The 26,461-nt window shown below is 31.9% G+C and carries 25 protein-coding genes; 7 read left to right on the top strand and 18 right to left on the bottom strand.

Annotated features, from left to right (window positions below):
* Positions 1 to 66: 66 nt before the first annotated feature.
* The 6 genes from ACFS3A_RS23790 to ACFS3A_RS23765 form a co-directional block, all read right to left on the bottom strand.
* Positions 67 to 1,500, bottom strand: a complete 1,434-nt coding sequence (locus tag ACFS3A_RS23790) for a serine hydrolase (RefSeq protein WP_379828057.1) — start codon at positions 1,498 to 1,500, stop codon at positions 67 to 69.
* An 82-nt stretch (positions 1,501 to 1,582) separates the two neighbouring features.
* Positions 1,583 to 3,427 carry a M56 family metallopeptidase gene (locus tag ACFS3A_RS23785; protein ID WP_379828056.1) on the bottom strand — a complete coding sequence of 615 codons (1,845 nt, stop codon included), beginning with the start codon at positions 3,425 to 3,427 and terminating at the stop codon, positions 1,583 to 1,585.
* A gap of 10 nt (positions 3,428 to 3,437) precedes the next feature.
* A complete protein-coding gene (locus ACFS3A_RS23780; protein ID WP_379828055.1) occupies positions 3,438 to 3,806 on the bottom strand; it encodes a BlaI/MecI/CopY family transcriptional regulator in 369 nt (122 codons plus the stop codon).
* A gap of 16 nt (positions 3,807 to 3,822) precedes the next feature.
* Positions 3,823 to 5,505 carry a M56 family metallopeptidase gene (locus ACFS3A_RS23775; RefSeq protein WP_379828054.1) on the bottom strand — a complete coding sequence of 561 codons (1,683 nt, stop codon included), beginning with the start codon at positions 5,503 to 5,505 and terminating at the stop codon, positions 3,823 to 3,825.
* A 5-nt stretch (positions 5,506 to 5,510) separates the two neighbouring features.
* A complete protein-coding gene (locus ACFS3A_RS23770) occupies positions 5,511 to 5,879 on the bottom strand; it encodes a BlaI/MecI/CopY family transcriptional regulator (protein WP_379828053.1) in 369 nt (122 codons plus the stop codon).
* A 167-nt stretch (positions 5,880 to 6,046) separates the two neighbouring features.
* A complete protein-coding gene (locus ACFS3A_RS23765; RefSeq protein WP_379828052.1) occupies positions 6,047 to 7,264 on the bottom strand; it encodes an MDR family MFS transporter in 1,218 nt (405 codons plus the stop codon).
* A 99-nt stretch (positions 7,265 to 7,363) separates the two neighbouring features.
* Here ACFS3A_RS23765 and ACFS3A_RS23760 point away from each other — a divergent pair, with 99 nt between their 5' ends.
* The 7 genes from ACFS3A_RS23760 to ACFS3A_RS23730 all read left to right on the top strand — a co-directional run bounded on the left by ACFS3A_RS23760 (position 7,364) and on the right by ACFS3A_RS23730 (position 12,182).
* Positions 7,364 to 7,963, top strand: a complete 600-nt coding sequence (locus ACFS3A_RS23760; protein ID WP_379828051.1) for a DUF1684 domain-containing protein — start codon at positions 7,364 to 7,366, stop codon at positions 7,961 to 7,963.
* Complete coding sequence (locus ACFS3A_RS23755; protein ID WP_379828050.1) at positions 7,963 to 8,610, top strand: TatD family hydrolase; 648 nt, start codon at positions 7,963 to 7,965, stop codon at positions 8,608 to 8,610. Before ACFS3A_RS23760 ends, ACFS3A_RS23755 begins: the two co-directional genes overlap by 1 nt.
* A gap of 58 nt (positions 8,611 to 8,668) precedes the next feature.
* Positions 8,669 to 9,382 carry a tRNA threonylcarbamoyladenosine dehydratase gene (locus tag ACFS3A_RS23750; RefSeq protein WP_379828049.1) on the top strand — a complete coding sequence of 238 codons (714 nt, stop codon included), beginning with the start codon at positions 8,669 to 8,671 and terminating at the stop codon, positions 9,380 to 9,382.
* Between the two features lie 149 nt (positions 9,383 to 9,531).
* Positions 9,532 to 10,194: an HAD family hydrolase gene (locus ACFS3A_RS23745; RefSeq protein ID WP_379828048.1), complete on the top strand. Its 663-nt coding sequence runs from the start codon at positions 9,532 to 9,534 to the stop codon at positions 10,192 to 10,194.
* Between the two features lie 70 nt (positions 10,195 to 10,264).
* Positions 10,265 to 11,107: a DUF2911 domain-containing protein gene (locus ACFS3A_RS23740; RefSeq protein ID WP_379828047.1), complete on the top strand. Its 843-nt coding sequence runs from the start codon at positions 10,265 to 10,267 to the stop codon at positions 11,105 to 11,107.
* A gap of 137 nt (positions 11,108 to 11,244) precedes the next feature.
* On the top strand, positions 11,245 to 11,769 hold the full coding sequence (locus tag ACFS3A_RS23735; RefSeq protein ID WP_379828046.1) for a TetR/AcrR family transcriptional regulator: 525 nt from the start codon (positions 11,245 to 11,247) through the stop codon (positions 11,767 to 11,769).
* A 2-nt stretch (positions 11,770 to 11,771) separates the two neighbouring features.
* A complete protein-coding gene (locus ACFS3A_RS23730; RefSeq protein WP_379828045.1) occupies positions 11,772 to 12,182 on the top strand; it encodes a DUF1348 family protein in 411 nt (136 codons plus the stop codon).
* Between the two features lie 4 nt (positions 12,183 to 12,186).
* Here ACFS3A_RS23730 and ACFS3A_RS23725 read toward each other — a convergent pair whose 3' ends face one another.
* The 12 genes from ACFS3A_RS23725 to ACFS3A_RS23670 all read right to left on the bottom strand — a co-directional run bounded on the left by ACFS3A_RS23725 (position 12,187) and on the right by ACFS3A_RS23670 (position 26,432).
* A complete protein-coding gene (locus ACFS3A_RS23725) occupies positions 12,187 to 12,816 on the bottom strand; it encodes a hypothetical protein (RefSeq protein WP_379828044.1) in 630 nt (209 codons plus the stop codon).
* Positions 12,817 to 12,854: 38 nt separating this feature from the next.
* On the bottom strand, positions 12,855 to 13,457 hold the full coding sequence (locus ACFS3A_RS23720) for a hypothetical protein (protein WP_379828043.1): 603 nt from the start codon (positions 13,455 to 13,457) through the stop codon (positions 12,855 to 12,857).
* 232 nt (positions 13,458 to 13,689) lie between these two features.
* The gene (locus tag ACFS3A_RS23715) at positions 13,690 to 14,151 is read right to left on the bottom strand and encodes a hypothetical protein (RefSeq protein WP_379828042.1); all 462 of its coding nucleotides are present in this window, start codon (positions 14,149 to 14,151) and stop codon (positions 13,690 to 13,692) included.
* A 32-nt stretch (positions 14,152 to 14,183) separates the two neighbouring features.
* Positions 14,184 to 15,902 (bottom strand): sodium:solute symporter, encoded by a 1,719-nt coding sequence (locus tag ACFS3A_RS23710; protein ID WP_379828041.1) that lies wholly within the window; start codon positions 15,900 to 15,902, stop codon positions 14,184 to 14,186.
* Between the two features lie 114 nt (positions 15,903 to 16,016).
* On the bottom strand, positions 16,017 to 18,548 hold the full coding sequence (locus tag ACFS3A_RS23705; RefSeq protein ID WP_379828040.1) for a PIG-L family deacetylase: 2,532 nt from the start codon (positions 18,546 to 18,548) through the stop codon (positions 16,017 to 16,019).
* 182 nt (positions 18,549 to 18,730) lie between these two features.
* Positions 18,731 to 20,353, bottom strand: coding sequence for a hypothetical protein (locus ACFS3A_RS23700; protein WP_379828039.1), 1,623 nt, complete (start codon positions 20,351 to 20,353; stop codon positions 18,731 to 18,733).
* A 216-nt stretch (positions 20,354 to 20,569) separates the two neighbouring features.
* Positions 20,570 to 21,082 (bottom strand): hypothetical protein, encoded by a 513-nt coding sequence (locus tag ACFS3A_RS23695; RefSeq protein ID WP_379828038.1) that lies wholly within the window; start codon positions 21,080 to 21,082, stop codon positions 20,570 to 20,572.
* Positions 21,083 to 21,271: 189 nt separating this feature from the next.
* On the bottom strand, positions 21,272 to 23,104 hold the full coding sequence (locus ACFS3A_RS23690) for a hypothetical protein (protein ID WP_379828037.1): 1,833 nt from the start codon (positions 23,102 to 23,104) through the stop codon (positions 21,272 to 21,274).
* Positions 23,105 to 23,181: 77 nt separating this feature from the next.
* On the bottom strand, positions 23,182 to 24,282 hold the full coding sequence (locus ACFS3A_RS23685) for an AI-2E family transporter (protein WP_379828036.1): 1,101 nt from the start codon (positions 24,280 to 24,282) through the stop codon (positions 23,182 to 23,184).
* Positions 24,283 to 24,385: 103 nt separating this feature from the next.
* The gene (locus tag ACFS3A_RS23680; protein WP_379828035.1) at positions 24,386 to 24,916 is read right to left on the bottom strand and encodes a mechanosensitive ion channel domain-containing protein; all 531 of its coding nucleotides are present in this window, start codon (positions 24,914 to 24,916) and stop codon (positions 24,386 to 24,388) included.
* A 12-nt stretch (positions 24,917 to 24,928) separates the two neighbouring features.
* The gene (locus tag ACFS3A_RS23675) at positions 24,929 to 25,513 is read right to left on the bottom strand and encodes a Maf-like protein (RefSeq protein ID WP_379828034.1); all 585 of its coding nucleotides are present in this window, start codon (positions 25,511 to 25,513) and stop codon (positions 24,929 to 24,931) included.
* Complete coding sequence (locus ACFS3A_RS23670) at positions 25,506 to 26,432, bottom strand: geranylgeranylglycerol-phosphate geranylgeranyltransferase (RefSeq protein WP_379828033.1); 927 nt, start codon at positions 26,430 to 26,432, stop codon at positions 25,506 to 25,508. Before ACFS3A_RS23670 ends, ACFS3A_RS23675 begins: the two co-directional genes overlap by 8 nt.
* Between the last annotated feature and the right edge of the window lie 29 nt (positions 26,433 to 26,461).

Here is a 26,461-nt window from a genome sequence, read left to right as displayed (position 1 = left end):
CAAAGATATATAAAAAAAGACTTTGTGTTTGAAACAAAGTCTTTTGAGTTCTTAATAGTATGAAATTCACATTTTAAGAATCAGGTTTTTATCACCATCTACCTCTCTGTTAATAGCATTTTTAGGGGCTTCCATCCAGCCTGTTTTATTAATGACGAACTTAAATAAGTGTGTTTTATTTTTTTCTAGTTTTGATTTTGGAATAGTTAACTCAAAAGTATTTTTATTCTTTCGAATCATTTGAAAATAACTGTCATTTGGATTCCAATTATCAAATGAACCAGCAATAGATACACTTTTAACTAAATCTGCATTTAATGTTTTGTCATGCTCATACGTAAAAATAATTTTTTCATTAACTATCTTATAACCATAAATACCAGATTGCTTCTTATTCTCACTTAACAAATCACTAGAAAGCCTTGTCACAGCTTCACCTAAAGCATTGGCAGTATTTTCATCACTTATGTTTACAATAATAGAAAAACCTAATTGTTTTTCAGGATAAATTACAAGCATATTTTGGGTTCCAAATGCCCCGCCGTGTTTCCAGCAGTTTTTTCCATTTTCATCAACTTGAATATAATCCCAAAAATATCCGTTCCACGTCGTAGGGCTGTTTAACAGATTTTGTTGTGACTCCTGAATGATTTTACTTTTTGTATTTAATTCATACACAATAAATTTAGTCAGATCACTTAAAGTAGATTTTAGCCGGCCGGCTGCACCCCAAAGATTGTCTGAAATGCTAGGCATTAATACTCCTTTTAAATTATAACCATTTGCTATAATTATATCAGGACTTAAATTAATTCCTGTTGATTTCATATCTAACTTTGATAGTATATTTTCCTTTAAAAGCGTTTCGTAACTTTTCTGATATACATTTTCAAGAATATGCGCTGTAAGATTAAGACTTCCGTTACTGTATTTAAATTTGGTTCCGGGTAAGGTGTCAAGTTTTATTTTTTTAAGATCTTCAAAGAAAATTTCACGTGTATAAGTTTCATCTATTCTCTTAAAAGCTAGATAACTACTGTCATTACGATTTTTTCTTAATTCTTCTGTATTTGGAAGGTCAGTGCTGAATCCAGTTCGGAACGAAACTAAATCTTTTATTGTAATAGGTGTCCCATTATATTCTAAATTTGGGTAACGATCATTCAAATATTTCCGAATATCATCGTCAGGTTTTAGTTTTCCTTCCAAAACTGCCTGAGCTGTAAGTAAACCTGTAAATAATTTTGTAATAGAAGCTACTTCAAAAACAGTATTGTTAGTAGCAATGTTTTCTTTACCTTTATCAATTTCGCCATAATGACGGGTATATGTTTTTCCGTTTTTTACAACTCCGATAGAAATTGAATTGGCCTTTGATTTATTTAGCAATATTGAGGCAGTCTTATCCATTGCTGTAAAAACATCTTTTCCCAAATTATTTCCTTGTGCAATAATAAAAGCATTAAAACACAAAAAAAAGAGTACCAAATACATTTTCATCTTTTTGATATTTAAGATTAAAACAGTTTATTATAAAGAAAAAACCAGTGCAAAAAAACACTGGTTTATCAATTAAGAATTATTAAGCTTTTCGATTATCTTTCTCCATAGCTTTCATGTCTTTATAATGTTGTTTCATATCTTTAGCATGTTGTTTCATATCTTTAGCGTGTTGTTTCATGTCAAGCTCATACTGTTTCATGTCTTTTTCATATTGCTTCATGTCATTTTCATATTCATTAGAATCATCCCCAAAGTTAAACTTGAAATTGTAATTGAATTTCTCCATCTTTTCGTTGAATTTTTCCATTGCAAGTTCATACTTTTCCATTTCTTTTTCAAAGATAGCTTCACGTTTAGACATAATTTCACTAACAGCATTACCGTAAGCAGACATTGCGTCTATATTTGGTTGAAATTTTTCCATCTTTTTTTCAAATTCGTCCATTTCTTTTTCGAACTTCTTCATTGCCACTTTATCCATTGGATTTTTTGGAGCAACAGGAGGTTTTGGCATTTTTGACATATCTACTGCTGGAGCGACAGGCAGTGGTCCTGAAGGAAAAACTGGTGGAGTTGGAGGCGTAGGAGGTGTGACATCTGAATCGCCTGAATTACGAACAATAACTCTTTCGTTTCTCATCATCATTGGCGCTTTGAAATTTTTATCAGTACTAATTACAATGGCTTTTGTTCCATTTTCATCAGTTCCAATTGCAAGCTCACAGTCTTTGATCGCTTTATTGCTATCGATTTTAATAGTTTGCTTTTTCCCTGAATCCGATTTTGTCTGAATTTGTATAGCGGTTAATTCTTTGTCAGAATTTCTTTTTACGTCAGATACTTCGACATCAAGATTATGATCTGTTTTTAGCTTAGTTTTGATTGCTTGTAATTCCTGATCAGTAGTGTTTTTTGTAATTTTAATTACTTCTTGGGTATCTTTAACCGTATCTTTTTGAATAACAGCTAAATCCTGTTTTTTCTCTTGTGCAATCGTTTTTATCTGAAATAAAAGAATAAAGGCGCCAAGAGCAGGAACTACCGCATAATACTTCCAGTAATTTCTCTTTTTTGATTGATTTTTGTTTAACATGACAATTCGTTTTTTGATTAATGATTGATAAAAATGATTGGTGATGGCAACACAAGTTTCGTGTGTTGTGATTTTCAAAAGCGTGTATTGATAGGCTTTTTTGTCTGCTATTTTTTTAGAAGCTTCACTGTCAGCAATAAATTCAAGATTTTGCAGAATTGCTTTTTTATAAAGCCATACAATTGGATTAAACCAAAATAAGATGCAGAAGACTCTCGAAATTAAAACATCGACAGTATGATTTTGGTCGCTGTGTACTTTTTCGTGTTCTAAAATATTCTCTAATTCCGTAGAAGTGTAAAGTGATGAGTTGTACACTATATAATCGAAATAAGAAAACGGTGCTATATTTTCATTTACATCTATAAATTTGAAATCCTCCTGCTGTTTAATCTTTTGTCCCTTTAATACAGAATTTAAGCTGTAAAAGTCAAGTATAAATTTTAACATGAAAGCAGTAAAACCAATACTATAAACAGCAATTAAAATTAGAGCCCAATTTACTTCTAAACCTTTTTCTTTTTCAATTACGTTAGAAACAGATTGTGGTTCATATGAAACAACATTTTTAGTACTAACGGGAATAGTAACAGAAGCAGGCTCAATACCAGCTGTTTTTACAACAACTGGTTCAGGTACTGGAGCTGGCTGAATCCAGATTATTTTAGTGTAAACTATAAAAGGCAGCACAACAGAAGTGATTAAACCGGCAATTAAAAACCAACGACTACTGTTAAAAAAGGTTTCTTTACGTAGTAAAATGATGTAAGCAAAATAAAACAACGTTAACAATCCGCTTGACTTTAGAATAAAAATGAAAAGTGCTTCCATAGTATTTTGATTATTTACCTTTTTTTGGATTTTCGATCATATCTAAGATTTCTCGTAATTCGTCTGCAGAAATTTTTTCTTCTTTAGCGAAAAATGAAACCATACTTTTGTAAGAGCTATTAAAATAATTGTCAATAGCAGTACTCATAAAACCTTTTCGGTACTCTTCTATACTCACTGCCGGATAATATTGATGCGTATTACCAAAAGCATTGTGCGCAACATAACCTTTCTCTTCCAGATTACGAACTATGGTAGACAAAGTATTGTAATGCGGCTGATCTTCTAAAATCTCTGCTTGAATCTCTTTTACAAAAGCTTTTTTGAGCTTCCATAAAATATGCATGATTTCTTCTTCTTTATTGGTTAGTTTTTGCATTTTGAATGTTTTATTACTATTTATTGTGTTTGTCTCCTGCTTTGAGTTCAATTTCAATTACCCCATTAGAACCTTTTTCACCATATCTACTAATGGCATCTTCTCCTTTATAAATATTAATCATTTCAATATGCTTTGAATCAATTCTTTTTAGGTCATAATTAGCAGGCATTTCTTCTCCATCGATAATGACTAGCGGAGTCCCTTCTGCTTTATTTTTTTTTGCAGGGCTTGCAAACGCAATATTACCTTTCTCTCCAACAATAGTTATTTTAGTACTTGTTTTGCTGTCTGAATCTGTAGTTACAACAGTGCTAATATTTGAATTAGTATCACTGTTAGTTTTTGTACTAGTAAAAGAATTAATGTTAACATTGGTATTGGTTTTAGAGTTTGGATTGTTAGTGATGATAATTTGTGAATCTGAAGATGATAAATTAGTATCATTTTTTTTATCAGTATTTGCATTCACAGCTGTAATGTCCTTACTTGTTGCAACTTTTGATTCCTTATTTGAATCATTTATTGTTTGAATTCCGATTTTTTTATCACCATTTTTATAAGTGATAACAAGAACTCCAAATTCATTTATAGCTTTATCTGAAGATTGTACCGATTTTGCGCGCTGCTTTCCTTTTTTAATATCAACTACAATTGACGTTAATTCATCAGAAGAATTTCTCCTAACATCAGAAGCTTCAAATTTTATGTTATGATTCTTTTGTAAATTATTTTTGATTTCGTTCAATTCTGCATCTGTTGAGTTTTTACGAATTTTATAAACATCTACAGATTTAATGTTTGATTCATTTTCATTTACAATTTGTGGTCTCTCTTTGGCAATTACTTCAATTTGAAATAATAAAACAAAGGCTGCCAATGCAGGAATTACAACATAATACTTCCATGAATTCCTCTTTTTTGATTGATTTTTGTTTAACATGACGATTCGTTTTTTGATTAATGATTGATAAAAATGATTGGTAATGGCAACGCAGTTTTCATGCGTTGTTATTTTTAAAAGTGTGTATTGATACACTTTTTTGTCTGCTAGTTTTTTAGAAGCTTCTTTATCTGCTATAAATTCCAGATTTTGAGTAATTGCTTTTTTATAAAGCCAAACTATTGGGTTAAACCAGAAGATGATGCTGTAAAACCTTGAAAATAATACATCTATAGTATGGTTTTGATCGCTGTGAACTTTTTCGTGTTCGATAATATTCTCTAATTCTGTAGCTGTGTACAATGATGAGTTGTAAACGATATACTCAAAATAGGAGAAAGGCGCAATGTTTTCCTGAGTATCTATGAATTTAAAATCTGCTTGCTGTTTTACTTTTTTTCCTTTTATGATAGCATTTAAGCTGTAAAAATCAATTGCCAATTTTAAAAGAAAAATTAGAAGGCCAATTCCGTAAAATGCCAGAATCACATAATTCCAATTGATGTCTGAATTTTGTTTTTCCGGAATAGATAATAAAGCCGATTCAATGTTCGTATTTAAGTTTTGAGTTGCATCAGTCCACACAATCTTTGTATAACTTAATAATGGCAAAATTGATGAGACAATCAAGCCTGATAGCAAGAACCATCTGTTGCTGTTAAAAAATGTTTCTTTGCGAAGCAGAAAAAAGTAAGCGCAATAAAACAAAAGCATTAAAACTGCTGATTTGGCGATATATACAAAAATTGCTTCCATAAAAATTATTTTTCTTCGTCCTTATTCTCGATCATTGATAAAATTTCACGTAGTTCGTCAGCTGAAATTTTTTCTTCTTTAGCAAAAAATGAAACCATACTTTTATAAGAACTATTAAAGTAATTGTCAATTGCTGTTTTCATAAATCCTTTTCTGTAGTCTTCAATTTTGATAACAGGAAAGTATTGATGTGTGTTTCCAAAGGCATTATGCCCTACATATCCTTTTTCTTCCAGATTACGCACAATAGTTGATAAAGTATTGTAATGTGGCTGATCTTCGGTTATTTCTGCTTGAATTTCTTTCACAAAAGCTTTTTTAAGCTTCCATAAAATCATCATGATTTCTTCTTCTTTGTTGGTTAACTTCTGCATCTTCTCTAATTTTAATTCAAACCTACAACTATTTTTTTAGTTACACAACTATAAAAATAGTTATTTAACTAAAAATTAAGTTTGATTTCGCTTTTAGGTACAAAAATGCTATTCAAATTTAATTGTAATAAATTGAATAGTAATAGATTAAGAAGTTAAAGTTTTTATTAAAGAGTTTTCTGGGTTACCAATGCATTTTTAATCCATATACAGCATCCAGTTGCAATTACTCCAATGCAAGCCATAAAAAGCCAGTTAATTTGATAGCCAAAACGAGTTATAATTTCAAAGCCCAGTTTAGAACTAATAATATGAGCAAGACTAAAACTCATAGTATAAAGAGCCATATAGCGACCTTCCTGTCCTCGTGGTGCGCGACTTAAGGCAAAAGCATTAGAAAAAGGAAAGGTTAATACTTCTCCGATAGAAATACAAATCATACTGATTATCAATATTCCAGCCCAGAAATTAATAAGTAATAAAAAGAAGCTCAACGCCATAATAAAAGAGCCTATAATAATGATTCTAATCTTTGGAAAAGCTTTTCTTTCTAAAAATCCAACTGTTGGCATTTCCAAAGAAAAAATCAAAAGTCCATTGAGAGTCATTAATAATCCGGTTTGGAATTCGCTCAGACCAAATTTTTCATTATGATATAAAGGAAGAGTAGTGAATAGCTGGAAGAAAATCATTGCTGTTATGAAACTCACAAATAAGAAAACCCAGAAAATTTTATCATGAAAAACAGATTTTACTTCTACGGCACTTTCGGTTTTATCACCATGATCAGCTTTTTTCTTTTCTTTTACCAATAGAGCAAAGATTGAAATCGAAATAATGCAGGAAGCACCATCAACCCAAAAAAGACCTGAATACCCCATTCCCATAATAATTAATCCACCCAATGCAGGTCCGGCGGCAAAACCAAGATTTACAGCAAGACGAACAAGTGTCAGTGCGCGGGTTCTGTTTTCAGGTTTCGCATAAGCTCCTAACGAAACAAACATAGCCGGTCTAAACATATCTGCGATTGTCATTAGAACAAACATAGCAGCACACAACGCCCAAAATGTTGTAATGTACTGAACAAAGAAGAGTGATACCCCGCTGGTAAATAAGCTGAAAATCATGATTTTATAAAACCCGATTTTGTCCGAAAGTTTACCTCCGAGCCAGGAACCAAGCATAGATCCGAAACCAAAAGCAACCATAATCCATCCAACCTGATTATACGTAAAATGAAGATCTTCTTTAAGATATTTGGATAAAAATGGAAGTACCATTGTTCCGGCACGATTGATAAATGTAATAGTGGCCAGAATCCAAACTTCTCTTGTAAATCCTCTAAAGTTGTTGATGTAATTGGTAAAAGCGTTTTTAAGCATTGTATTTGATAGATTATCGTCACAAAGTTAGGAAACTTTGTCTCGTTAAGTGGTTGTTGTTTTGTTACTTTTGAACTATTTTTGCAGAAAATTTCTAAGATGAGAACTGTAAACGTCCTGCTTTTATTGTTGGTTTTTAATATTGGCTTTAGCCAAAAAAAGTTCAGTAAGAGTGAAGCCGAAAAATTTCAGAAGAAGCTGAATTCAGAATATGCTGATCCTAAGACAAGTCCGTTAATGGCAGAAGATTTAAAGACTTTTAAAAGTTTAGATTTTTATCCTATTTCTGAGACTTATTTTGTTAATGCTACTTTGGTAAAAGCAAAAGGCGGAAAAGTTTTTGAAATGAAAACTTCAGGAACCCGTACTCCAAAATATATAAAATACGGAACTTTAAATTTTAAAATAAACGGAAAACCTTTTCAGCTTGCTGTTTACCAGAGTTTAGAACTTATCGTTCAGGAAAAATACAAGAACCATCTTTTTCTGCCTTTTTCAGATTTAACAACCGGAAAACAAAGTTACATTGGTGGTCGTTATATTGATTTAGAAATTCCAAAAGGAAATACTATAGCAATCGATTTTAATCAGGCGTACAACCCTTATTGTGCTTATAATTACAAGTATTCCTGCCCTTTGGTCCCTTTGGAAAATGATTTGAAAATTGAAATTAAAGCTGGTGTAAAGACCTTTCATTAATGGAATATTTTAATTTTCATACCCATCAATTTAGTAATCAATCCAATATTTTAGAATTGGTTAATCAATATCCAAAAGATTTTGATGAGTCAATTCCATTTTATTCGATTGGAATTCATCCTTGGTATATTGAGGAAAACCGAATAGATGATGATTTGAAGATTATTGAAGAAAAATTACAAACTCAGAATTGTTTAGCAATAGGAGAGTGCGGCTTAGATAAAAGGATTGAGGTTGCATTTGATCTGCAGATTTCTGTTTTCGAAAAGCAATTAGCTTTAGCGGAACAATTTAAAAAACCTGTTGTTATACATTGTGTAGCGGCTTTTCAGGAAGTAATTGAAATAAAGAAAAGATTGAAAATCTCCGTGCCAATGATTATTCATGGATTTTCGAAAAATAAGCAAGTCGCTGAGCAGTTGATCACGGCAGGATTTTATCTTTCGTTTGGAAAATATCTCTTAAAGAATCCTGATTTGGAAAAGGTTTTTCAAAGTATTCCAAACGATCGTTTCTTTTTGGAAACGGATACAATGGAGGAAACAATTGAACAGGTTTATGAAGTCGCTTCAAAATATAAAGAATTAAATATAAATAAGTTAAATACTATTATTTCAGGTAACTATAAAAGTGTTTTTAAAAGTTGAAAACCGAAAACCTGAAACAAATTTTTAAACAAATAAAAAAAAACAAAATTAAGAATATATGGCAGAATGGACAGAAAGAGCTGAGCTTTTGTTTACGAAAGAAGGATTAGAAAATTTGCAAAAATCTAATGTTTTAGTTGTAGGATTAGGTGGTGTCGGATCTTTTGCAGCAGAATTTTTAGCAAGAGCCGGAGTAGGAAACATGACAATTGTGGATGGAGATGTTGTGGATATCACCAATATCAACAGACAGTTACCCGCTTTACATTCCACGGTTGGACAGCCAAAAATTAAGATTGTAGGAGATCGTTTAATGGATATTAATCCGGAATTAAATCTTACCAGAGTACAGGAATTTCTTTCTCCGGAACGCGCTTTCGAGATTGTCTCTCCTGAATTTGATTATGTTTTAGATTGCATTGACAGTATTACACCAAAATTAAATTTGATTATTGCTGCTAAACGCAAAAGAGTAAAGATCATTAGTAGTATGGGAGCAGGCGGAAAAATGCTGGCTTCAAAAGTAAAAGTTACAGATATTTCTAAAACTATAAACTGTTACTTTTCAAAAACAATTCGTAAACGCTTAAAAGAAGCTAAAATCAATAAATTAAAAGTAGTTTTCTCATCTGAAATTCAGGACGAAAAAAGCTTGAAATTAACTGATGGAAAAAACTTTAAAAAATCTTTTTACGGAACAAACAGCTATATGCCGGGATTATTTGGTTTACATGCTGCAGAAACAGTAATTAGACATTTGTTGACTAAATAAAGATGCTAAGTGGCTAAGGCTCTAAGTTGCTAAGATTTCTTCTTAGTAGACTTATAGCGAGTTTTTTAAAGTTATAAAGTTTGACAAATTCAAACAAAAAGAAAAACTCAAAACCTTAGCGTCTCAGCATCTTAGAAACTTAAAAAAAAATGATTAAAACAGTAATTTTTGATATGGACGGTGTAATTGTAGATACAGAACCCGTTCATCGTTATGCTTATTATTTACAATTTTCAGAATTAAATATAGAAGTTCCGGAAGAAATGTATACTTCATTTACCGGATTTTCGACCCGAAATACATTTCAGGCATTAAAAGGATATTTTCCGTCTGTAGAACAGGAAGTGGAGGATTTGATTCAGCGAAAGCGAAATATTTTTAATGACGCTTTCGATACAAAAGAAGATTTATACCTTTTGGATGGAGTAGAGGATTTAATTAAAGATTTGTATCATAGCGGAATACAATTAATCTTAGCTTCATCAGCATCTAAAGTAACTATTGATCGCGTATTTACAAGATTCAATCTTCACCAATACTTTACGCATATTGTGAGCGGAGAAGATTTTCCGCAATCCAAACCAAATCCCGCAATATTTAATCATGCTGCATCGTTGTCTATTGCGCCAAAAGAAGAATGCATTATCATCGAGGATAGTACAAATGGAATAAAAGCAGCAAAATCGGCTGGAATTTATTGTGTCGGATACAAAAGTGAGCATTCTAATTTACAGGATCTGTCAGAAGCTGACTTAGTTATAGATCATTTTAACGAATTAAATGCTGAAAAAATATCACAGCTAAAAGCCTGAATTATATAAAATTTAACATTTGTTCGGTAATTGAATTTGTAAATTTGAACAAAACAAAAAAATCATAAGAATGAAAAAACTACTTATTGCATTAGCCCTGATCTTAGCGCCATTAGCATCAGAAGCACAAGTAAAAACTCCACAAGCAAGTCCAAAAGGATACATAAAACAAACCGTTGGTTTAACTGATGTTGAAGTTACATATTCACGTCCGGGAGCAAGAGGAAGAGCGGTTTTCGGAAATTTAGTTCCGTTTGGAAAATTATGGAGAACCGGAGCTAACGAAAATACAATTATCAACTTTGGTGACGATGTAGTGATCGATGGAAAAACATTAAAAAAAGGAAAATACGCGATTTACACAGTGCCTAGAATCGAAAGCTGGGATGTTATTTTTTACCTTTCTACAGATAACTGGGGATTACCTGAAAATTGGAGTGATGCTTACGTAGCTTTAAAAACTACTGTAAAAGAAGACGCTTTACCAACTCCTGTGGAAACATTTACAATCGGAATCAATAGTTTGGATCCTAACTTTGGATATTTAGAAATGGCTTGGGAAAACTCTCATGTTGCTTTAAAGTTTGAAGTTCCTACGGCAAAAATCGCTACTGCAAGTATCGATAAAGCTTTGGCTGGTCCAACTTGGAATGATTATTATGCAGCATCACAATATTTGTTTCAGGCAAACGGAAATATCGAAACGGCGAGAACTTATGTAGATAAAGCTCTAGATATGAGTTCAGATAAACCTTATTATGTTTCAAGATTAAAATCTTTGATTCAGGCAAAACAAGGTGATAAAAAAGGAGCTATTGAAACTGCTAAAGCATCTTTAGCTGCTGCCGAAGCTGCAAACAATTCAGATTACGTAAAATTGAATAAAGACAGTATTGCTGAGTGGAGCAGATAAGTTTTTAAATTTTTCAATACTAAAATAACAAATTCCAAAGCTTTCGAGTTTTGGAATTTTTTTTATTAAATAAATAGACAGACTTGTCTGTTCTTATTAATAAATGTTTTACATTTGCAGGTATAAATTCTCCAGTTATGTTACCCAAAGAAAGAATATTAGAAAAAACATTTAGTTTGTTCCATATACAAGGATATAATGCTACGGGCATCAATCAAATTATTGAAGAGGCAAAAGTGGCAAAAGCAAGTTTTTATCAGCATTTTAAATCTAAAGAAGATTTGTGTGTTGCCTTTTTAAATCAGCGTCATTTTTTTTGGTTTGAAGAATTGAAAAAATTTACTAACAAAGAAGAAGATATAAAGCTAAAAGTTTTAGCCTCTTTTGATTTCTTACTGTATATGAACAAAAATGAAAATTTTAGAGGTTGCAGTTTTCTGAATATTTTATCAGAAATTCAATCAGATAATACAAAGATTTTGGTAGTGATTCAAAATCATAAAAGTGATTTACGAGCCTATTTTAGTGAAATTTTAAATGATAATCTTTTGGCAGATCATGTGTATCTACTTTTTGAGAGTTGTATTATAGAAAGTCAACTTTTTAAATCAAATCAGCTTATTTATCAAACAAAGAAAATTATTCAAACTTTAATTTTATAATCATGGAACAGAAATTGCCATTACCGCCTTTCTCTTATGAAACTGCATTAGAGAAAATTCAATTAGCAGAAGATGCTTGGAACAGTCAGGATCCAGAAAGAGTTTCAAAAGCCTACACGATTGACAGTGAGTGGAGGAATAGAAATCAATTTGTAAATGGTAGAGAAGAAATTGTACAATTCTTATCGCAAAAATGGAAAAGAGAGAAAAATTATAAACTCAAAAAAGAATATTGGGCGCATACAGAGAATAGAATTGCAGTTCGTTTTGAATATGAATATCAGGATCTAGACGGAAACTGGTTTAGAGCATATGGAAATGAAAACTGGGAATTTGATGCAAATGGACTAATGCAAAAACGATTTGCCAGCATAAATGATCTTTCAATAAAAGAAGAAGATAGAAAATTGTAATAAATTAATTTGAGGAGGGCGGTTCAGGAATTTTTACCGTCCTTTTTATTTTCTTTATAATTAACAAATAAAAAGTAATACCACCCAAAATAATTAGTAAAGCAATCTGCAATTGTCCAATGCTGTTATTTTTGCCGTACATCGCATTAGCTGCAGCCAATTTTGCTTTTCCTTCCTCAATTTGAATTTGAGATAAATTTTCTAAAGTTTTTAAGGCTTCTTCGCTGGAAGCAATAATTTGTGTCCAGTTTTTATTTTCGACCTGGTTATTGATTTCTTTACACGAAATTAAAAAAGCATCAAAGTATTGTTTTTCTTTATTTGTTAAAACCGTCTTGGCATACAAATCATCAATATTATGAACAATGTCTAAAGTATGAATAATCTCAATTCTTTTTGTGTTATCGCTTAGATTCAGTTTTTCAGCTTCGGTTTTGATAAAATGAAGTTGTTTAGAATATTGAAAAATATAATGCGCAACCACTAAACGATCTTTATAAATTGCATTGATGTTGTCATTTACATTTTTAGAATTTTGAAGTGTGTTGAAATTTCCCAATAAAATTAAAAGCATCACTATCAATAGGATAAAAGCAGCTTTAGTTTTGTTGCTGTATTTTTTTAAATCTTTCATAACAATGTTTTTTTGGGAAATTAAAAAAGTCGAAAACTCTAATCAATCATCTTATTTTCAATAAGCTCAATGTTTTTTATAGAGGCCAAAGGTGTAATTTTTACTTTTTTATCACCTTTAACAAAGTAAAAATAATAGAGACTGTTATTTCCGATTATAAAAACATTTTTAGATTCCCCTTCATTAAAATCCAATTGATAGCTATATTCCAATCTATTCTCTTTTAATTTTTTAGTATTAAAATAGCCTCCTGCTAATCCGTAGCCTAAAAAAAATGATAATAAGAAAACAATAAGAGATTTTATGGCAATGCCATTGTAATAGCTTTTAGTTTCTTCGGTTGAAAGTTCATCGGTTGATTTTAATTCAAAAGATCTTTTTACAAAAACTTTATCTTTATTTTTTGCTAAGAATTTTGGAAGATAAAAATGGATGATAAAGAGTAGAATAATTGCACCTAAGATTATAGGATTTGAAGTGAATTCGGCAATTGGACTAATTAAGACATCCATGATTGTTGAATATCTTAAAATGTTGATTCCGAATTGGTAGTAATAAATACTATCTTTTAGGATTCCCATTAGAATCAAAAAAAGATAGCCAAAAGGAAGTAGTTTTTCTAAATCGTCAGATATTTTCATTTACAACTTTTGGTTTGGTTGAAGGTTGTTTTTGGTTAATCTTTTTTAGGATTATTTTTCGTACGACTAAAATAGTCTTTTTTTAAATACTATTCTAAGGGAATTATTTGAGATATTTTGCTGTATTTTTCAGGAGCTAATTTCTTCTGTGCGCGGTATCTTTTGTGGCTCCTGATAGCCATCGCGACTAGCACAAAAGGATGCCGCTTTCATCAGGGCTAGGGTATCAGGATTATTTAGAGAAGATTGATCGAATAGTAAACGGTCTTAATTTAATCTTGTTACCTTCTTTGTAATTTATTGGTAACTTTGGACTTTTAACTCCAAAGGGACCTGAACCATTTTGATTATAGTAATAATCATTTTTATCATTGGAATATTTTCCTGAACATAAGAGATTAAAAGTGGTGCTTTTTCTACTTGATTTCAAAACACTAATATCAATCCAAATCGGAATTTTATTGTTTCTATACAATAGATCAACAACTTCAATTTCTGTTAAGTCAAGTTTTATAATGTCATTTTCTTCAGGATAAATATCGAATTTATTTGAACCATCAATATTACTTGCAACCGTAAGAATTACATTGTACTTAAAATCCGTAACTAACTTATCTTTAACGTAGCGCTCAGCAAATTTAAGAGTCACAAAACTTGCTCCTTGTAAATGAAATAAAAAATCTTCTTTTGTCATTTGCTAAAATATCAAATTTATAAATCGAATTATTATTCAATTGTGGCTAGGTCATTTTGTCCTCTAAAGAATAAAAATTGTATTACAACTGCCAAAATAATAGTCAAAATTGCTCCAATAAAATTCAGCCATAAATAACCTAATTTTTCCTGATTATAAACCATAGTATAAAAAATCACAAAAATCGTTAACTGACTTATAATTGCACTTATAAACATTGGTTTAGCTTGAACTCTTCTAGTATAAAATGCGACTAAGAATATTCCTAAAACGGTTCCGTAAAAGATAGAACCAATAATATTAACCAACTGAATTAAGTTTTCAAACAGAGTTCCTACGCAGGCAAAAAGAATGGCTATAATTCCCCAAAATAAAGTGAAAAATTTTGTAGCGTTCAGATAATGCTTCTCCGATTTTTCTGTTTTTAAATTTCGTTTATAAATATCAATTGCCGTTGTAGAAGCTAAAGCTGTCAATCCAGAAGCGGTTGAAGACATTGCTGCCGAAAGAATAACGGCCAATAGTAATCCAATAAGTCCTTTGGGAAGATAATTTAAGATAAAGTGAAAAAATACATAATCTTTATCATTAGTTTCAGAGTTGCTGTCGGCTTTTAAAATAATTTCTTTGGCTTTTTCTCTAAGATCTTTTTCTTTATTAGACAGTGCAACAAGTTCTTTACGAAGAATCGGATTATCATAATCCTGGTTTAACTGGTCGATATACAGTAAGTTGATTACTTTTTTGTCCTCCGAAAGTTTAACTAATTTTTCTTCCAAATTATGATATTCTTCTTTAAAAGCTGATTTTTCGATCGCAACTTTATTATTTGGATTAAAATTTAACGGCACGGGATTAAATTGAAAAAAAACAAAAACCATAACTCCCGTCAAAAGAATAAAGAATTGCATTGGAACTTTTAATAGTCCGTTCATAATTAATCCCATCTGGCTTTCACGAACCGATTTTCCGGATAAATAACGACCAACCTGAGATTGATCTGTACCAAAATAGGCGAGTGCCAAAAAGAAACCTCCGGTGATACCACTCCAAATAGTATATTTCTCTTCAGGGTCAAAAGAAAAATCGACAATATTCATTTTGTCATTTGCCCCCGCAATATGAAGTGCACTATTAAAAGTCATGTCATTTGGCAGATAATGAAGAATCAAAAAGAAAGTAATAAACATCCCCGACATAATGACAAACATCTGTTGTTTCTGCGTTACGTTTACAGCTTTTGTACCTCCTGAAAAAGTATAAATAATAACCATTACCCCAATAATGATATTCATTATCGTTAAATTCCATCCAAGAAGTGCAGACAAAATAATGGCTGGCGCATAAATAGTTAATCCTGTTCCTAAACCTCTCTGTACCAAAAATAAAATAGCAGCAAGAGAACGTGTCTTAACATCAAATCTCTTTTCCAGAAACTCGTAAGCAGTAAAGACTTTACTTTTGTGATAAAGGGGAATAAATGTCAGACAAATGACAATCATAGCAATTGGCAATCCGAAATAGAATTGCACAAAACCCATTCCGTCGTGGTAAGCTTGTCCTGGTGTAGATAAAAAGGTTATCGCGCTGGCTTGTGTTGCCATAACAGAAAGACCTACAGTATACCAAGGCGTTTCGTTGTTTCCTAAGATAAAATCTTCAACGTTTTTACTTCCTCTGGTCTTCCACGAGCCGTATCCAACGATAAATAGTAAGGTTACAATAAGTACGATCCAGTCAAATAGCTGCATAGGTTATGAGTATAATTGCATGATTAAAAAGAAAATAGCAATATAAATTGCATTAGCGACCAAGACATAGGTGTAGCTTTTCTTCCATTTTTTTTGTTTCTTAGCTTCCATATTTTATTGTTTTATGTCTTGCTTTGGGGCTTCAATGGGTTGTTTCAACGAAATTATGTTTGATAATAATCTGTAGGCTCCGGAAACTCCCTCCGGTAATTCTCTAAAGAAACTCAAACCAGTGTAAATATAATATCCTTTTCCATATGGAGCCACTAATAATGCTCCATCTTTAGCCGATTCTCCTTTGTCATGAGATGAAATAATAGGAGTGAAGGCTGAGTCATATTCATTTGGATAATATAAGCCTTGTTCTTGTGTCCATCCTTCAAAATCTCTTTCACTGATTTTATTTGGTGTATTTAAAACTGGATGATTAGGTGCTAGGAAAGTAATTTTAGCATTTTCTTCTGTTACACGATCATTTGATAATTTTAACGGATAAGGTGCGATTTTATCGGTAACAAGTTTTCCGTTTGTATTGTATTGGACAATCATATTTTTACCACCTTTAACAAAATTGAAAAGAATATTTTGCTTGTTTGCCAAAGCATTCACAGTATTATAAGCACGAATTCCTGTGATTACAGTACTAAATGAATCTAATTTTTCAGGTGTAATTTCTTCCGGTTTTAAAATCGAAACTTTGTATCCCATTTGCTTTAAACTTTCAGGAACTTCGTCGCCGGCACCCATAATGTAGGCAATAGCGTCTCCGGAAGTTTTTAAATCAATTCTAATACATTTTGACTCTGCCGGTTTTAAAACCATTTGTTTCGTAATATGGCTGAAATCAATAATCGTCTGATCTTTATCAAAACGTTTATTCTCAACTACAGCAATACTTTTAGCTGTAACTTCTTCCGGATTAACAGGAGGTGTTATTTCAAAATAGAATACTTGTTCATTTCCTTTTTTATCTAAAGTAAACGGAATTTCTTTTGGCGAAACACTCCAGCTTTTTGGTAGTTCCAATTGTAAATTTCCTTTTACGTCATCTTTTCCGGCACGAACTTTTACCGAAATCATTTTGCTTTTAGTATCTCTAAAAATCAGAACTCTTTCTAAAATTGAAGTGGTAACTTCAGGCACAATATCAAGGAAATTATACATTTCTCCTTTTACACCATCATTGTATTTGTAAACAACAGTTCTTTCAAATGGAATTTCTACATCGTTTATTTTTACATTGAATATAACTTTTGTATCTCTTATTATATCGGGAATACCAATAATTTCCTGATTCGAAACGGTGTACATTCCAACCGTTGCTTTTTCTTTTAACCAATACGGCTGTGTGTATTCGATGTTGTTTGGCAGCTGTAATTGAAGATTAATCTTTTGATCGTTATTGTTTTTTAAAATACTGTTTTGAACTGTTGTTTTATTATCAGGAAGTGTTGTTACGCTCATTAGCTGCATGTCAACAGCACATCTGTTAATTGCTTCAAGGGTTAGTTTTATAGTACTTTCCGGAGTCGCTTCCTGTTCATTTGAAACAGCTTCAAGATAAAGACCGGCACAAGATGCAATAATATTTTTTATAGCCTCGGCTTTGATAGTTTTCCAGTGCGTATCTTCTAAGGCCAGGATCATAGAATAAGCTTTAACCAGATCCGGAATACTTGCAGATGGTTTGCTGAAATTATAATTTGAAATAATAGTAGAAATTAAATCGCCAATTGGCTTTCCGTTTTTAACACGGTTCCAGCTGGTGTCAATTCCGTCAAATAAATTATCACGGTCTTTCGGACTTTCTCCGTTAATAAGTTCCAGATACTCTGTTTCATCACCACGAACCCCTGTACTTCCAAATCCTTGTGATTGATGACGACTTCTGCTCAAAGCAGCAATTTCCTGATTAGATTTTCCGATTCCGGTGTAATAAACACCAGTCTCTAACTTGGTGAATTTTGATTTATTGGCAGTATCAAATTTTTCCTGACTTCCGTAAAACCACCAGGAAGGATTAAAAAACTGTCTTTTTACTTGCCAGGGCGTTACATATTTTAACTGTTCAGGATAAACTTTAGGATCATTTGTCAATTTAAAACTTTCAACACTTAACATAGCAGAAGAGGTGTGATGTCCGTGCGTTGTTCCCGGTGAACGATGATCAAATCTATTAATGATAATATCCGGTTGAAATTTTCTGATGGTCCAAACTACATCGGCCAAGACTTTATCTTTGTCCCAAATATCTAAAGTTTCATCTGGATTTTTAGAGAAACCAAAATCATTGGCTCGTGAAAAAAACTGCTCGCCTCCATCTATTTTTCGAGCTTCAATTAATTCCTGAGTTCTTATAACTCCTAATAATTCACGCAATTGTGATCCAATCAAATTCTGTCCGCCATCTCCACGAGTTAAAGATAAATAACCTGTTCTCGCATTCATATCATTAGCCAAATACGAAATCATTCTCGTGTTTTCATCATCGGGATGCGCTGCCAGATATAAAACAGATCCTAAAAAGTTTAATTTTTTTATTTGATTATAAATTTCAACTGAATTTGGTTTTTGTGGCTGTTGTGCAAACGAAATCTGAAAACCCAGAAAAAATAAAAGAAAGATTTGAACCTGTATTTTTCGCATGATAAGAGTTAGGTGTTTTTAGAATTGTCCCAAAAATACTAATTATTTTATGGAAGATTATTTAAATGAAATGTTAACGCACAATAATTGTACCTTAATTACGAAGGAATAAAAAACAAAAGAGCCGCTAGATGTTTTCTAACGGCTCTTTTATATTTTGACTTTAAAAATAAAACCAGATATTATTTTAGTTTGTTTTCTGTATCAGTATAATTTCCTGTAATGGTTACGCCACTATTTTTAGTAACTTTTCCATAAATTGTAATAGAAGAACCAGTACTGAAATTAATTTTAGCACCGCTGTTTAATAGCAAATCTCCCCAAATTACAACAGAACCTTCTACTTGTAGTGTTGCATTACTGTTAATAGTTAATTGCGTTGGGTTTGATTGTTGATATTTACCTTGAGATAAACTTCCTCTCATGTTAAAAGTACCACCGCTATTTAAAGTTAAATTATTCAAAATTGCAATAGAACCGCAGTGTGTCAATACAGCGCCAGAATTAATGATGGCAGAATTAATCGCAGTTGCACCTTGATATGATTTAATATCATTAGAATTTAAAATTAAATCTTTTCCTTGATTGTAAACCGGATATGAAGAACAGCTTGCAAATGTAGTGCTTGGTTTTTCCATCTTAATGATTTTTAAACCGCCTGTTCCGCTGGCAACATAAATATAATTACCGCTAGATTTCACATAGTTTGATGAACCGGCAATTCCTAAAGAACCTAATAAACTAAGTTGTGTTCCAGACTGATAAACATTTAATCCTAATGCTCCATTAGCAAGGAATGCATAGCCGTCGTTTACAGAAACTGCATTAGTAACATTATCTTCAGCTGCAGTTGGAATTGCAATAGTCTGTAATTTTGAACCGCTGTTAATATCATAGACACCAAGACCATTTGGACCTTCAGAAACTAAAAGTTTTGTTCCGTCAACATCTATTGTTCTTTTTGCACCACTTACATCTGTAGAAGTTGTAAAGCTTTTTTGCAAAGCAAGTGTTGATTGGTTGTAAATATTAACTCCTTTAGTTCCGCTTAAAGTAACTACTTTATCAGAAGTTAAAGCGATAGAACGTAAATCTGCAACAGCTACTTTTCCGGTTACAGCCTTAGTTGAAGCACTCATTTTAAACAAACTTCCGTTATCTCCTGTCACTGCATAATAATCACTAGTATTAGCCGCTACATCTGTTGTAACTCTGCTTTCTAAGTAATTTGCAGTAGTTTTATCTGTAAGAAGACCAGAACTTAAAGGCATGTTGTAAACTACAGCCGGATTATTTTTAAGCAAAGGATCTTTGTCGATGTCTTTTGCTGCTCCAATAATTAAGTTTCCGTTAGTGTAAGTAAGAGAAGTAATATCTGTATTTGGTATTAAAGCTGATGTAACCAATTTTGGTTTGTAAGGATCAGTAACATCAATAACATCAATTGCTCCCGAATAAACATCACCTCTCGTGATATAAGAAACATAAGCATAATTTCCGTTTACTGTAACATGACTGGCTTGTAAGGTTCTTCCGTTAGCATCAACCGGAGGTTTCACCTCTGCAATTTGAACAAGCGGAAAATTGGTTACTGTGTTTTCAGCAGTTTTACCTGTTAAAGAACCATTTTCGATCGAAATTACTCCTGAATTAGTGTAATCAAGCCTTTGGTTTAAAGTGTTTTGATCAGAAGTAATTGTAATGTTATCCAGCGCTTGATTGTTGTTTTTGTTATCATCGCTGTTGTCGCAGCCTATTAAAAGGGACATTGCTAAAAATGAAAGCAGATAAACATTCTTTTTCATAAGATTTCGATTTGAGTTTTAAAAATTCGGTGCAAATATATATCATAATCACATTAAACAAAGGTTAATTTTTAAAATTAGATAATTTAAACAGCTGTTTAATAATGATTTATACTAAAGTTACAATGTTTCGAAAAAAAATCAAAACAAAAAAAGCAAAAAAAAGGGTATCAATTATTTGATACCCTTTGATTACTGAAAACTAGTGATTTAGTATTATCTTCTCCCGCGTCCGTGATCGTGATCATCGTGATGATGGTGATCGTCGTGTCTATCACGGTGTTTGTCGTGCTTGTCATGTTTATCATAACGTTTGTAATCTCTACGCTCATTATAGCCATATACAGGTCTTGGTTTGTAAGGTCTTTGAGGTGCCCCGTGATAGCCTCTGTAATATTTCACTTTATGACGATCAAAATAGGTGTAAGGGGTTCTACCATGGTAATCTGTCAAAACTACCTTATAACCACCATATAAATCATAGTTTCTATATTGTCTTGGCAAGTAAGTCGTTCTTACCCATTTTCCTCTTCCAAAATAGATGAACTGTGCAGCACGTACATCATAGTAGGCTTCAATATCCGGAAGGTAATAATATTCCATTTCAGTATATCCTACAGGTCCCCAAGCTGGTGGATTCCCAATATTTACGTTAATCGATACCTGGGCTTGCGTGGCGTTTGCAACCATTAGAAATAATCCGGCGATTGCTAATTTTATCGTTTTCATCTTTTTTTATTTTTTTAATGTTAATCTTGTTTAGGGATATTCATATACTGTGCCAAAAAAAATAAAGATGTATTTTGTCTAGTAAAAAATGTATTTCGTCGATATATTTTTAGATTTGTTTAATGTCTAAATTATTGGTTTTTAAAGCTTTTTGTCCAAAATATATTTTTTTCAAAAAAAAGAAAAAAATTATTTGTAATCAACCACTCTTGGTTTTGCAAGTTCAAAACTTTGCATTCCATAATCTGTAGTTTCAAAAGTATTAGTTTTAAATACATTATCACCCTGTAATGGAATACTTGGATAATAAGACAATGAAAGTTGAAATGAACTAAAAACCAAATAATCGTTGCTTACAAGCAGTCCTATCGTTAGTTTAGAGTAGGGTTTACTTTTAGTCATGGCCACATCCGGGCTTCCCAAAACGGCAATAGAATAATTAAAAAACGGATTTAAACGAAATCCCCATAAAGCATGAGGCGAATAAGTTTGTGTCTGAAGTGATAATACTGCTTTGCTTGTTCCATATAATGCCGTATTAAATCCGGCAATACCATTTTGTTCGTTAAGATTCAACTGATCGCCGATAACATCATCACGATTAATTCCAATAACCAATTTTGGATTTACGAATTGTCTTAATTTCCAGGTTCCTATACTGTATAATTTCGTAAAATAATTAGACTCAAACAAAAATGCGGTACGATAAGTTTTGGATTGATGAAAAAAAGTTCCTGCCTCAAAATTCATACTCAAAAAGCCTAATCGGTAATAGTTTCCAAATGAAAACTGTGCTCCGACATAAGGTCTCCAAAATGTATTTTTGTATTGATAACCGAATGTTACTCCATAAATTCGTCCTATCGGAACGTCTTCTGTCTGTCCGTTTCGAAAGATATAACTGTCTTTAATAAATTTTCGGGTATTCAATCCGATACCACTAAGAATTAATTTTTCATCAGAATAAAAATGGTCTGGGTCATAAAGTTCAGTCGGTGATTCACTATAGTTGACATTTAAAAATCTGGCTGTAGTAACAAGATTTGTTATAGCTTCATGCTCATCTTTAAATACTTTAAAAGCTCGACCAGCCCAAATATCCTGAGAGATATATTTCACTGGCTGATAAGCATACGAAAGATCCGGAGCACGCAAAGTATCTCTTCTGTAATATTCATCTACATAAACACCTCCTGCCCATTTTGTTAATGGAGAGTAGAAGTCTCTTTCTACATCAATACTTTTGATATAATTATTATCTAAGTCTTTTTTATAATGCAGAACGGTACCGATATAAGTATTTTTAATATTCGGAACGGTGTAAGTTACTTCATTAGCATTGCGGCCGTCATCAAAACGATTGGTAAATCGATATTCTAACTGCTGTCCGGAACCAAAGAAATCTTTTTCTTTAAAACCAAGAGAAACCTGATTACTTGAAATAGAAAACCTGGGAATTGTACTCCAGGAATCTAAAACACGAATGGTAATATCTACTGAATCTGATGTCTGTCCAACAGTTTGATTGGAAATCCGAACTGCTGTTACATAACGTTGTGCACGTATTAAACGTTCTGTTTCCAGCACTTTATAGGTATTATAAGGTGTGTTTTTCCTGAACAGTAATAAATTCTTTATGGCTATTTTTTTTGTTTTTAAATGAAGCCTGTTTCCAGTTCTTTCGCCCCAGTTTTTAGGCACCTGCGTCGTATCAGCAACAGAATGTCCAAAAGGATCTAAAGTGATAATATTTATATTACGGATGATTTTTCCATCATAATGAGTTGAATCTATGGGTACAAGTAATTCTTCCTTTTTCTTTGATTTTTTAGACCTGAAAAATAGTTTATGCATGGTCTGCGTAAACTTGTTTTTTTTAGAATAATTACGAATTTTTGTGTAGATTTCCGTACTGTCTTTTCTGGTTTTAGGTTCTTTTTTGGTTTTATCTACCTGAGAGAATCCGCTCTGTAGACAAAAGCAAAGCATAATAAAAAACAGTATTTTTTTATTTAAAGACATTCGGTAGTTTTCTTCTAATATTTTTTTGTTTATGAATTTAAGGAATAAAAAGCAGGTTTTACTAAATAACGCTCTTTTTAATTTTCTGTTGTAACTTTTCTTTTTCGCCAGGTAAATTTCCTCGGTACATGATTTCCCATGAGATAACCCCAGGGTGCGAGAGAATCAATTCGGTCAAAAATGATTTTTAAGATTGCTAAAAGCGGAATAGCTAAAAACATTCCTGAAATTCCTGCCGCAGCCCCTCCTACAATAATTCCCATAATAGAAACAAAAGCATTGATTTCTACTTTAGAATTAATGATTAATGGTACAAGAAGATTGTTGTCTATAAACTGCACAATAATGTTTACAATTAAGATTCCCAGAATGATGGAAGTTTCTCCGGATCCCGTTAAAGAAGCCAAAACCGTAATAATTCCGGCAATTGTAATTCCGATGTAAGGAATAAGATTTAAGATCCCCGTGATTAATCCTAATAAGATAAAGTATTTAATACCAATAATCCATAATCCTAAACTGGTAAGAACCGAAACAACAATCATTTCGATGATTAAGCTTACAATGTAATTATTTATCGAAACTTTTATACGTGAAAGTATATCCATTAAAGCAGGATGGTTTTCTTTCTTAATTAATTTTGCTAAAAACAACTTAAAATGTTCCTTGTAAATTAAGAATAGGAATGTATACACAATAATAATCATACTGTCCAGAAGAACATCACTCACGGATATGATAAAGGATCCTAATTTTGCTTGTCCGGTTTTAACCGAATCTTTAGTGACTGAGTCCAGATATTTTTTCTGATCACCAATACTTACCTGAAAATTTTCCCTAATAAACTTATGAATTTCTATTATAAAAGAATTGGCATTTTTCTTTATTGTTTCAAAATCATTGGCCATATATGTCACCTGATAGGAGATAAAGATTAAAATCCCGACTATGAATGAAAGAAAAATGATCAGACAAACTATAGCTGCCAGATGTCTTGGAAATTTAAGTTTAGTATTAAAAAAACTAAATATAGGGAGCAGTAAAACAGCAAATAAAAATGCTAGTAAAACTGGTGTTAGAATATCTTTTCCGGTACAAAAAATAAAAGCAAAACAAATTAAGGTAACCAGTATAAAAGAAAGTTTTGCATAAAAAGGTAAAGTTATAGGCCGAGTCATTTTTTTTAGAATTAAGCTGAATTTATAAAACAAATATTACACTTTAATTGTCATATTTTGTTCCAGCTTTTTTTTTCGGCGTTATAAAATTCCCATTCAGATTTTAGTCAAAAAACTCTTTTTCTTCATATTTGGCGGGAATTATTGAAATTCCTTTTTGGAGCAGTAAATTATTTGGGAAAATTATTTTTTCTCCTTCTTTGGTTTTTAAACTAACATGAAAAGTATTAATATCTTCGATTTCTGCCTCAATAGGAAAATCTTTATCATGTATTTTTATTGTATCTCCAATCCTAAAAGGAAAAGAGAAAAATAAAATCATTCCGGAAGTAACATTGCTTAATATAGACCATTGAGCAAACATGGCAACTCCAATTACAGTTGCGATAGAAGAAATAGTAAAGAAAATATCCTCAGTCTGTACACCCCAGATTACGATTAGACTTGTTGTTACCAGGATATTCATTAAAATATTAATATACTTGATAACTAAATTGGTACGGTGTTCAAACAACTGACTTGAAGCAGCAAAACGTCGTACTAATTTTGCAATTACCATTCTAAGTACAACTAATACAAGAATGAGAATTATGGTGACTAATATCTCGCGGCTATACTCTTTAAAAGAAAACATAAATAAAAATTTTTACACTAATGTAGTCAAAAAATCGTAGACTTTTGCTGTTGGAAGTCCCATAACATTAGTATAAGAGCCTTCGACTTTTGCAACTGCCATAAAACCAAACCATTCCTGAATGCCATAAGCTCCGGCTTTATCATAAGGTTTGTAGTTTTCGATATAATATAAAATAGCTTCGTCTGACAAATCGTTGAATGTCACTTTGGTGATATCATGCAAAAGGGTAGAAGACAGATTCGTTTTAAAACAAACAGAAGTAATTACCTCATGAGTGGTTCCAGACATCGATTTAATCATAGCAAAAGCTTCTTCCGCGTTTTTAGGTTTACCCAAGGCTTTATTCTGATGCCAGACAATGGTGTCGCTGGTCACTAAAATTTCATTCTCCTTTAATTCTCCTTCAAATGCTTTCGCTTTAAGTTCTGCCAGATAATCTGTTATTTCTACAGCTTTTAATTCTGGGGGATAAATCTCTTCAACATCTTTTAAACGAATTTCAAAATCAAGATCCAAATCTTTAAAAAATTGCTGTCTGCGAGGGGAACCAGAAGCGAGAATGATTTTATATTTCTTTAGTTTTTCTTTAAGCATTGTATCTGATGTTTAAGGCAATTACCAATATTGACAGGATTCCAAAGAATAAAATTAACTTTAAAATAGTACTCAAATGATGAAAATCTTTCTGAGATTTTGCATCGAAAATTTTTACTATAAAATATAACAACGGAGCTAAAACTGTTGCACTGGCATATAAGACAGCAAAGTAAAGCTTGTTTTCCATGAAATAAGCATTAACGTATAATGCAGACAAAATAAACGGAATTACTGTAAATCCTAAAACGATTTTTGCAGCTCTGTTTATACCTATTGCAATGGGCAAAGTATTCATTCCTTGATTATAATCCCCGTTTACATCTTCTATATCTTTTACAATCTCTCGAATAAAATTAATCATAAAAGCAAATAGGGCGTAGTCAATTAAAATAGAAAAAAGACTTGCCATTTGTGCCTGATTTTCTGCCGTTGTAGCCGGAAAAATGTCAAAAACTCCAATTATTAATACACTTACAGCAAGTAGTAATGCCACAACAAAATTTCCTAAAATCATAATTTGCTTTAAGGTAGTGGCATAAAAATATAAAAGCGTTGCTATTAAAATAAAAAGTGAAGCAAAAGTAGGTCTTAGAATAATATTTGAGAGAATAAAACCAATTGCAACTCCTGAAATATTTAAGGCAATATAAATATTATAGGCAGCCGTCTCACTTATTCCTTTTCCCACCACAACATCATTAGGTTTATTAATACTGTCAGTCGCTACATCATAAATATTATTTATAACATAACCCGCTGCGGCTAACAAAACGGTACTTAAAACCAATAATCCGTATTGCCAGTCTGATAATGCAAGAGGAATACCTTGCTGTTTTAGAAAAGCATAACGAAAAAGAAGCTGCATAAAAGCCAGCATTAACAAGTTTTTATATCTAATAAGTTTTAGGAATTTCATTTTTAAGGTTCTGAGAGACTAAGATTCTA

Origin of the sequence: Flavobacterium notoginsengisoli (genome assembly GCF_042686225.1) — a bacterium.
GTDB classification, from domain to species: Bacteria; Bacteroidota; Bacteroidia; order Flavobacteriales; family Flavobacteriaceae; genus Flavobacterium; species Flavobacterium notoginsengisoli.
This window is presented reverse-complemented; position numbering and strand designations above follow the sequence as displayed.

What these genes read in the sequence shown, in the direction of transcription:
- ACFS3A_RS23790 (WP_379828057.1), bottom strand. Translation starts at nt 1,500, where the DNA reads ATGAAAATGTATTTGGTACTCTTTTTTTTGTGTTTTAATGCTTTTATT.
- ACFS3A_RS23785 (WP_379828056.1), bottom strand. Translation starts at nt 3,427, where the DNA reads ATGGAAGCACTTTTCATTTTTATTCTAAAGTCAAGCGGATTGTTAACG.
- ACFS3A_RS23780 (WP_379828055.1), bottom strand. Translation starts at nt 3,806, where the DNA reads ATGCAAAAACTAACCAATAAAGAAGAAGAAATCATGCATATTTTATGG.
- ACFS3A_RS23775 (WP_379828054.1), bottom strand. Translation starts at nt 5,505, where the DNA reads ATGGAAGCAATTTTTGTATATATCGCCAAATCAGCAGTTTTAATGCTT.
- ACFS3A_RS23770 (WP_379828053.1), bottom strand. Translation starts at nt 5,879, where the DNA reads ATGCAGAAGTTAACCAACAAAGAAGAAGAAATCATGATGATTTTATGG.
- ACFS3A_RS23765 (WP_379828052.1), bottom strand. Translation starts at nt 7,264, where the DNA reads ATGCTTAAAAACGCTTTTACCAATTACATCAACAACTTTAGAGGATTT.
- ACFS3A_RS23760 (WP_379828051.1), top strand. Translation starts at nt 7,364, where the DNA reads ATGAGAACTGTAAACGTCCTGCTTTTATTGTTGGTTTTTAATATTGGC.
- ACFS3A_RS23755 (WP_379828050.1), top strand. Translation starts at nt 7,963, where the DNA reads ATGGAATATTTTAATTTTCATACCCATCAATTTAGTAATCAATCCAAT.
- ACFS3A_RS23750 (WP_379828049.1), top strand. Translation starts at nt 8,669, where the DNA reads ATGGCAGAATGGACAGAAAGAGCTGAGCTTTTGTTTACGAAAGAAGGA.
- ACFS3A_RS23745 (WP_379828048.1), top strand. Translation starts at nt 9,532, where the DNA reads ATGATTAAAACAGTAATTTTTGATATGGACGGTGTAATTGTAGATACA.
- ACFS3A_RS23740 (WP_379828047.1), top strand. Translation starts at nt 10,265, where the DNA reads ATGAAAAAACTACTTATTGCATTAGCCCTGATCTTAGCGCCATTAGCA.
- ACFS3A_RS23735 (WP_379828046.1), top strand. Translation starts at nt 11,245, where the DNA reads ATGTTACCCAAAGAAAGAATATTAGAAAAAACATTTAGTTTGTTCCAT.
- ACFS3A_RS23730 (WP_379828045.1), top strand. Translation starts at nt 11,772, where the DNA reads ATGGAACAGAAATTGCCATTACCGCCTTTCTCTTATGAAACTGCATTA.
- ACFS3A_RS23725 (WP_379828044.1), bottom strand. Translation starts at nt 12,816, where the DNA reads ATGAAAGATTTAAAAAAATACAGCAACAAAACTAAAGCTGCTTTTATC.
- ACFS3A_RS23720 (WP_379828043.1), bottom strand. Translation starts at nt 13,457, where the DNA reads ATGAAAATATCTGACGATTTAGAAAAACTACTTCCTTTTGGCTATCTT.
- ACFS3A_RS23715 (WP_379828042.1), bottom strand. Translation starts at nt 14,151, where the DNA reads ATGACAAAAGAAGATTTTTTATTTCATTTACAAGGAGCAAGTTTTGTG.
- ACFS3A_RS23710 (WP_379828041.1), bottom strand. Translation starts at nt 15,902, where the DNA reads ATGCAGCTATTTGACTGGATCGTACTTATTGTAACCTTACTATTTATC.
- ACFS3A_RS23705 (WP_379828040.1), bottom strand. Translation starts at nt 18,548, where the DNA reads ATGCGAAAAATACAGGTTCAAATCTTTCTTTTATTTTTTCTGGGTTTT.
- ACFS3A_RS23700 (WP_379828039.1), bottom strand. Translation starts at nt 20,353, where the DNA reads ATGAAAAAGAATGTTTATCTGCTTTCATTTTTAGCAATGTCCCTTTTA.
- ACFS3A_RS23695 (WP_379828038.1), bottom strand. Translation starts at nt 21,082, where the DNA reads ATGAAAACGATAAAATTAGCAATCGCCGGATTATTTCTAATGGTTGCA.
- ACFS3A_RS23690 (WP_379828037.1), bottom strand. Translation starts at nt 23,104, where the DNA reads ATGTCTTTAAATAAAAAAATACTGTTTTTTATTATGCTTTGCTTTTGT.
- ACFS3A_RS23685 (WP_379828036.1), bottom strand. Translation starts at nt 24,282, where the DNA reads ATGACTCGGCCTATAACTTTACCTTTTTATGCAAAACTTTCTTTTATA.
- ACFS3A_RS23680 (WP_379828035.1), bottom strand. Translation starts at nt 24,916, where the DNA reads ATGTTTTCTTTTAAAGAGTATAGCCGCGAGATATTAGTCACCATAATT.
- ACFS3A_RS23675 (WP_379828034.1), bottom strand. Translation starts at nt 25,513, where the DNA reads ATGCTTAAAGAAAAACTAAAGAAATATAAAATCATTCTCGCTTCTGGT.
- ACFS3A_RS23670 (WP_379828033.1), bottom strand. Translation starts at nt 26,432, where the DNA reads ATGAAATTCCTAAAACTTATTAGATATAAAAACTTGTTAATGCTGGCT.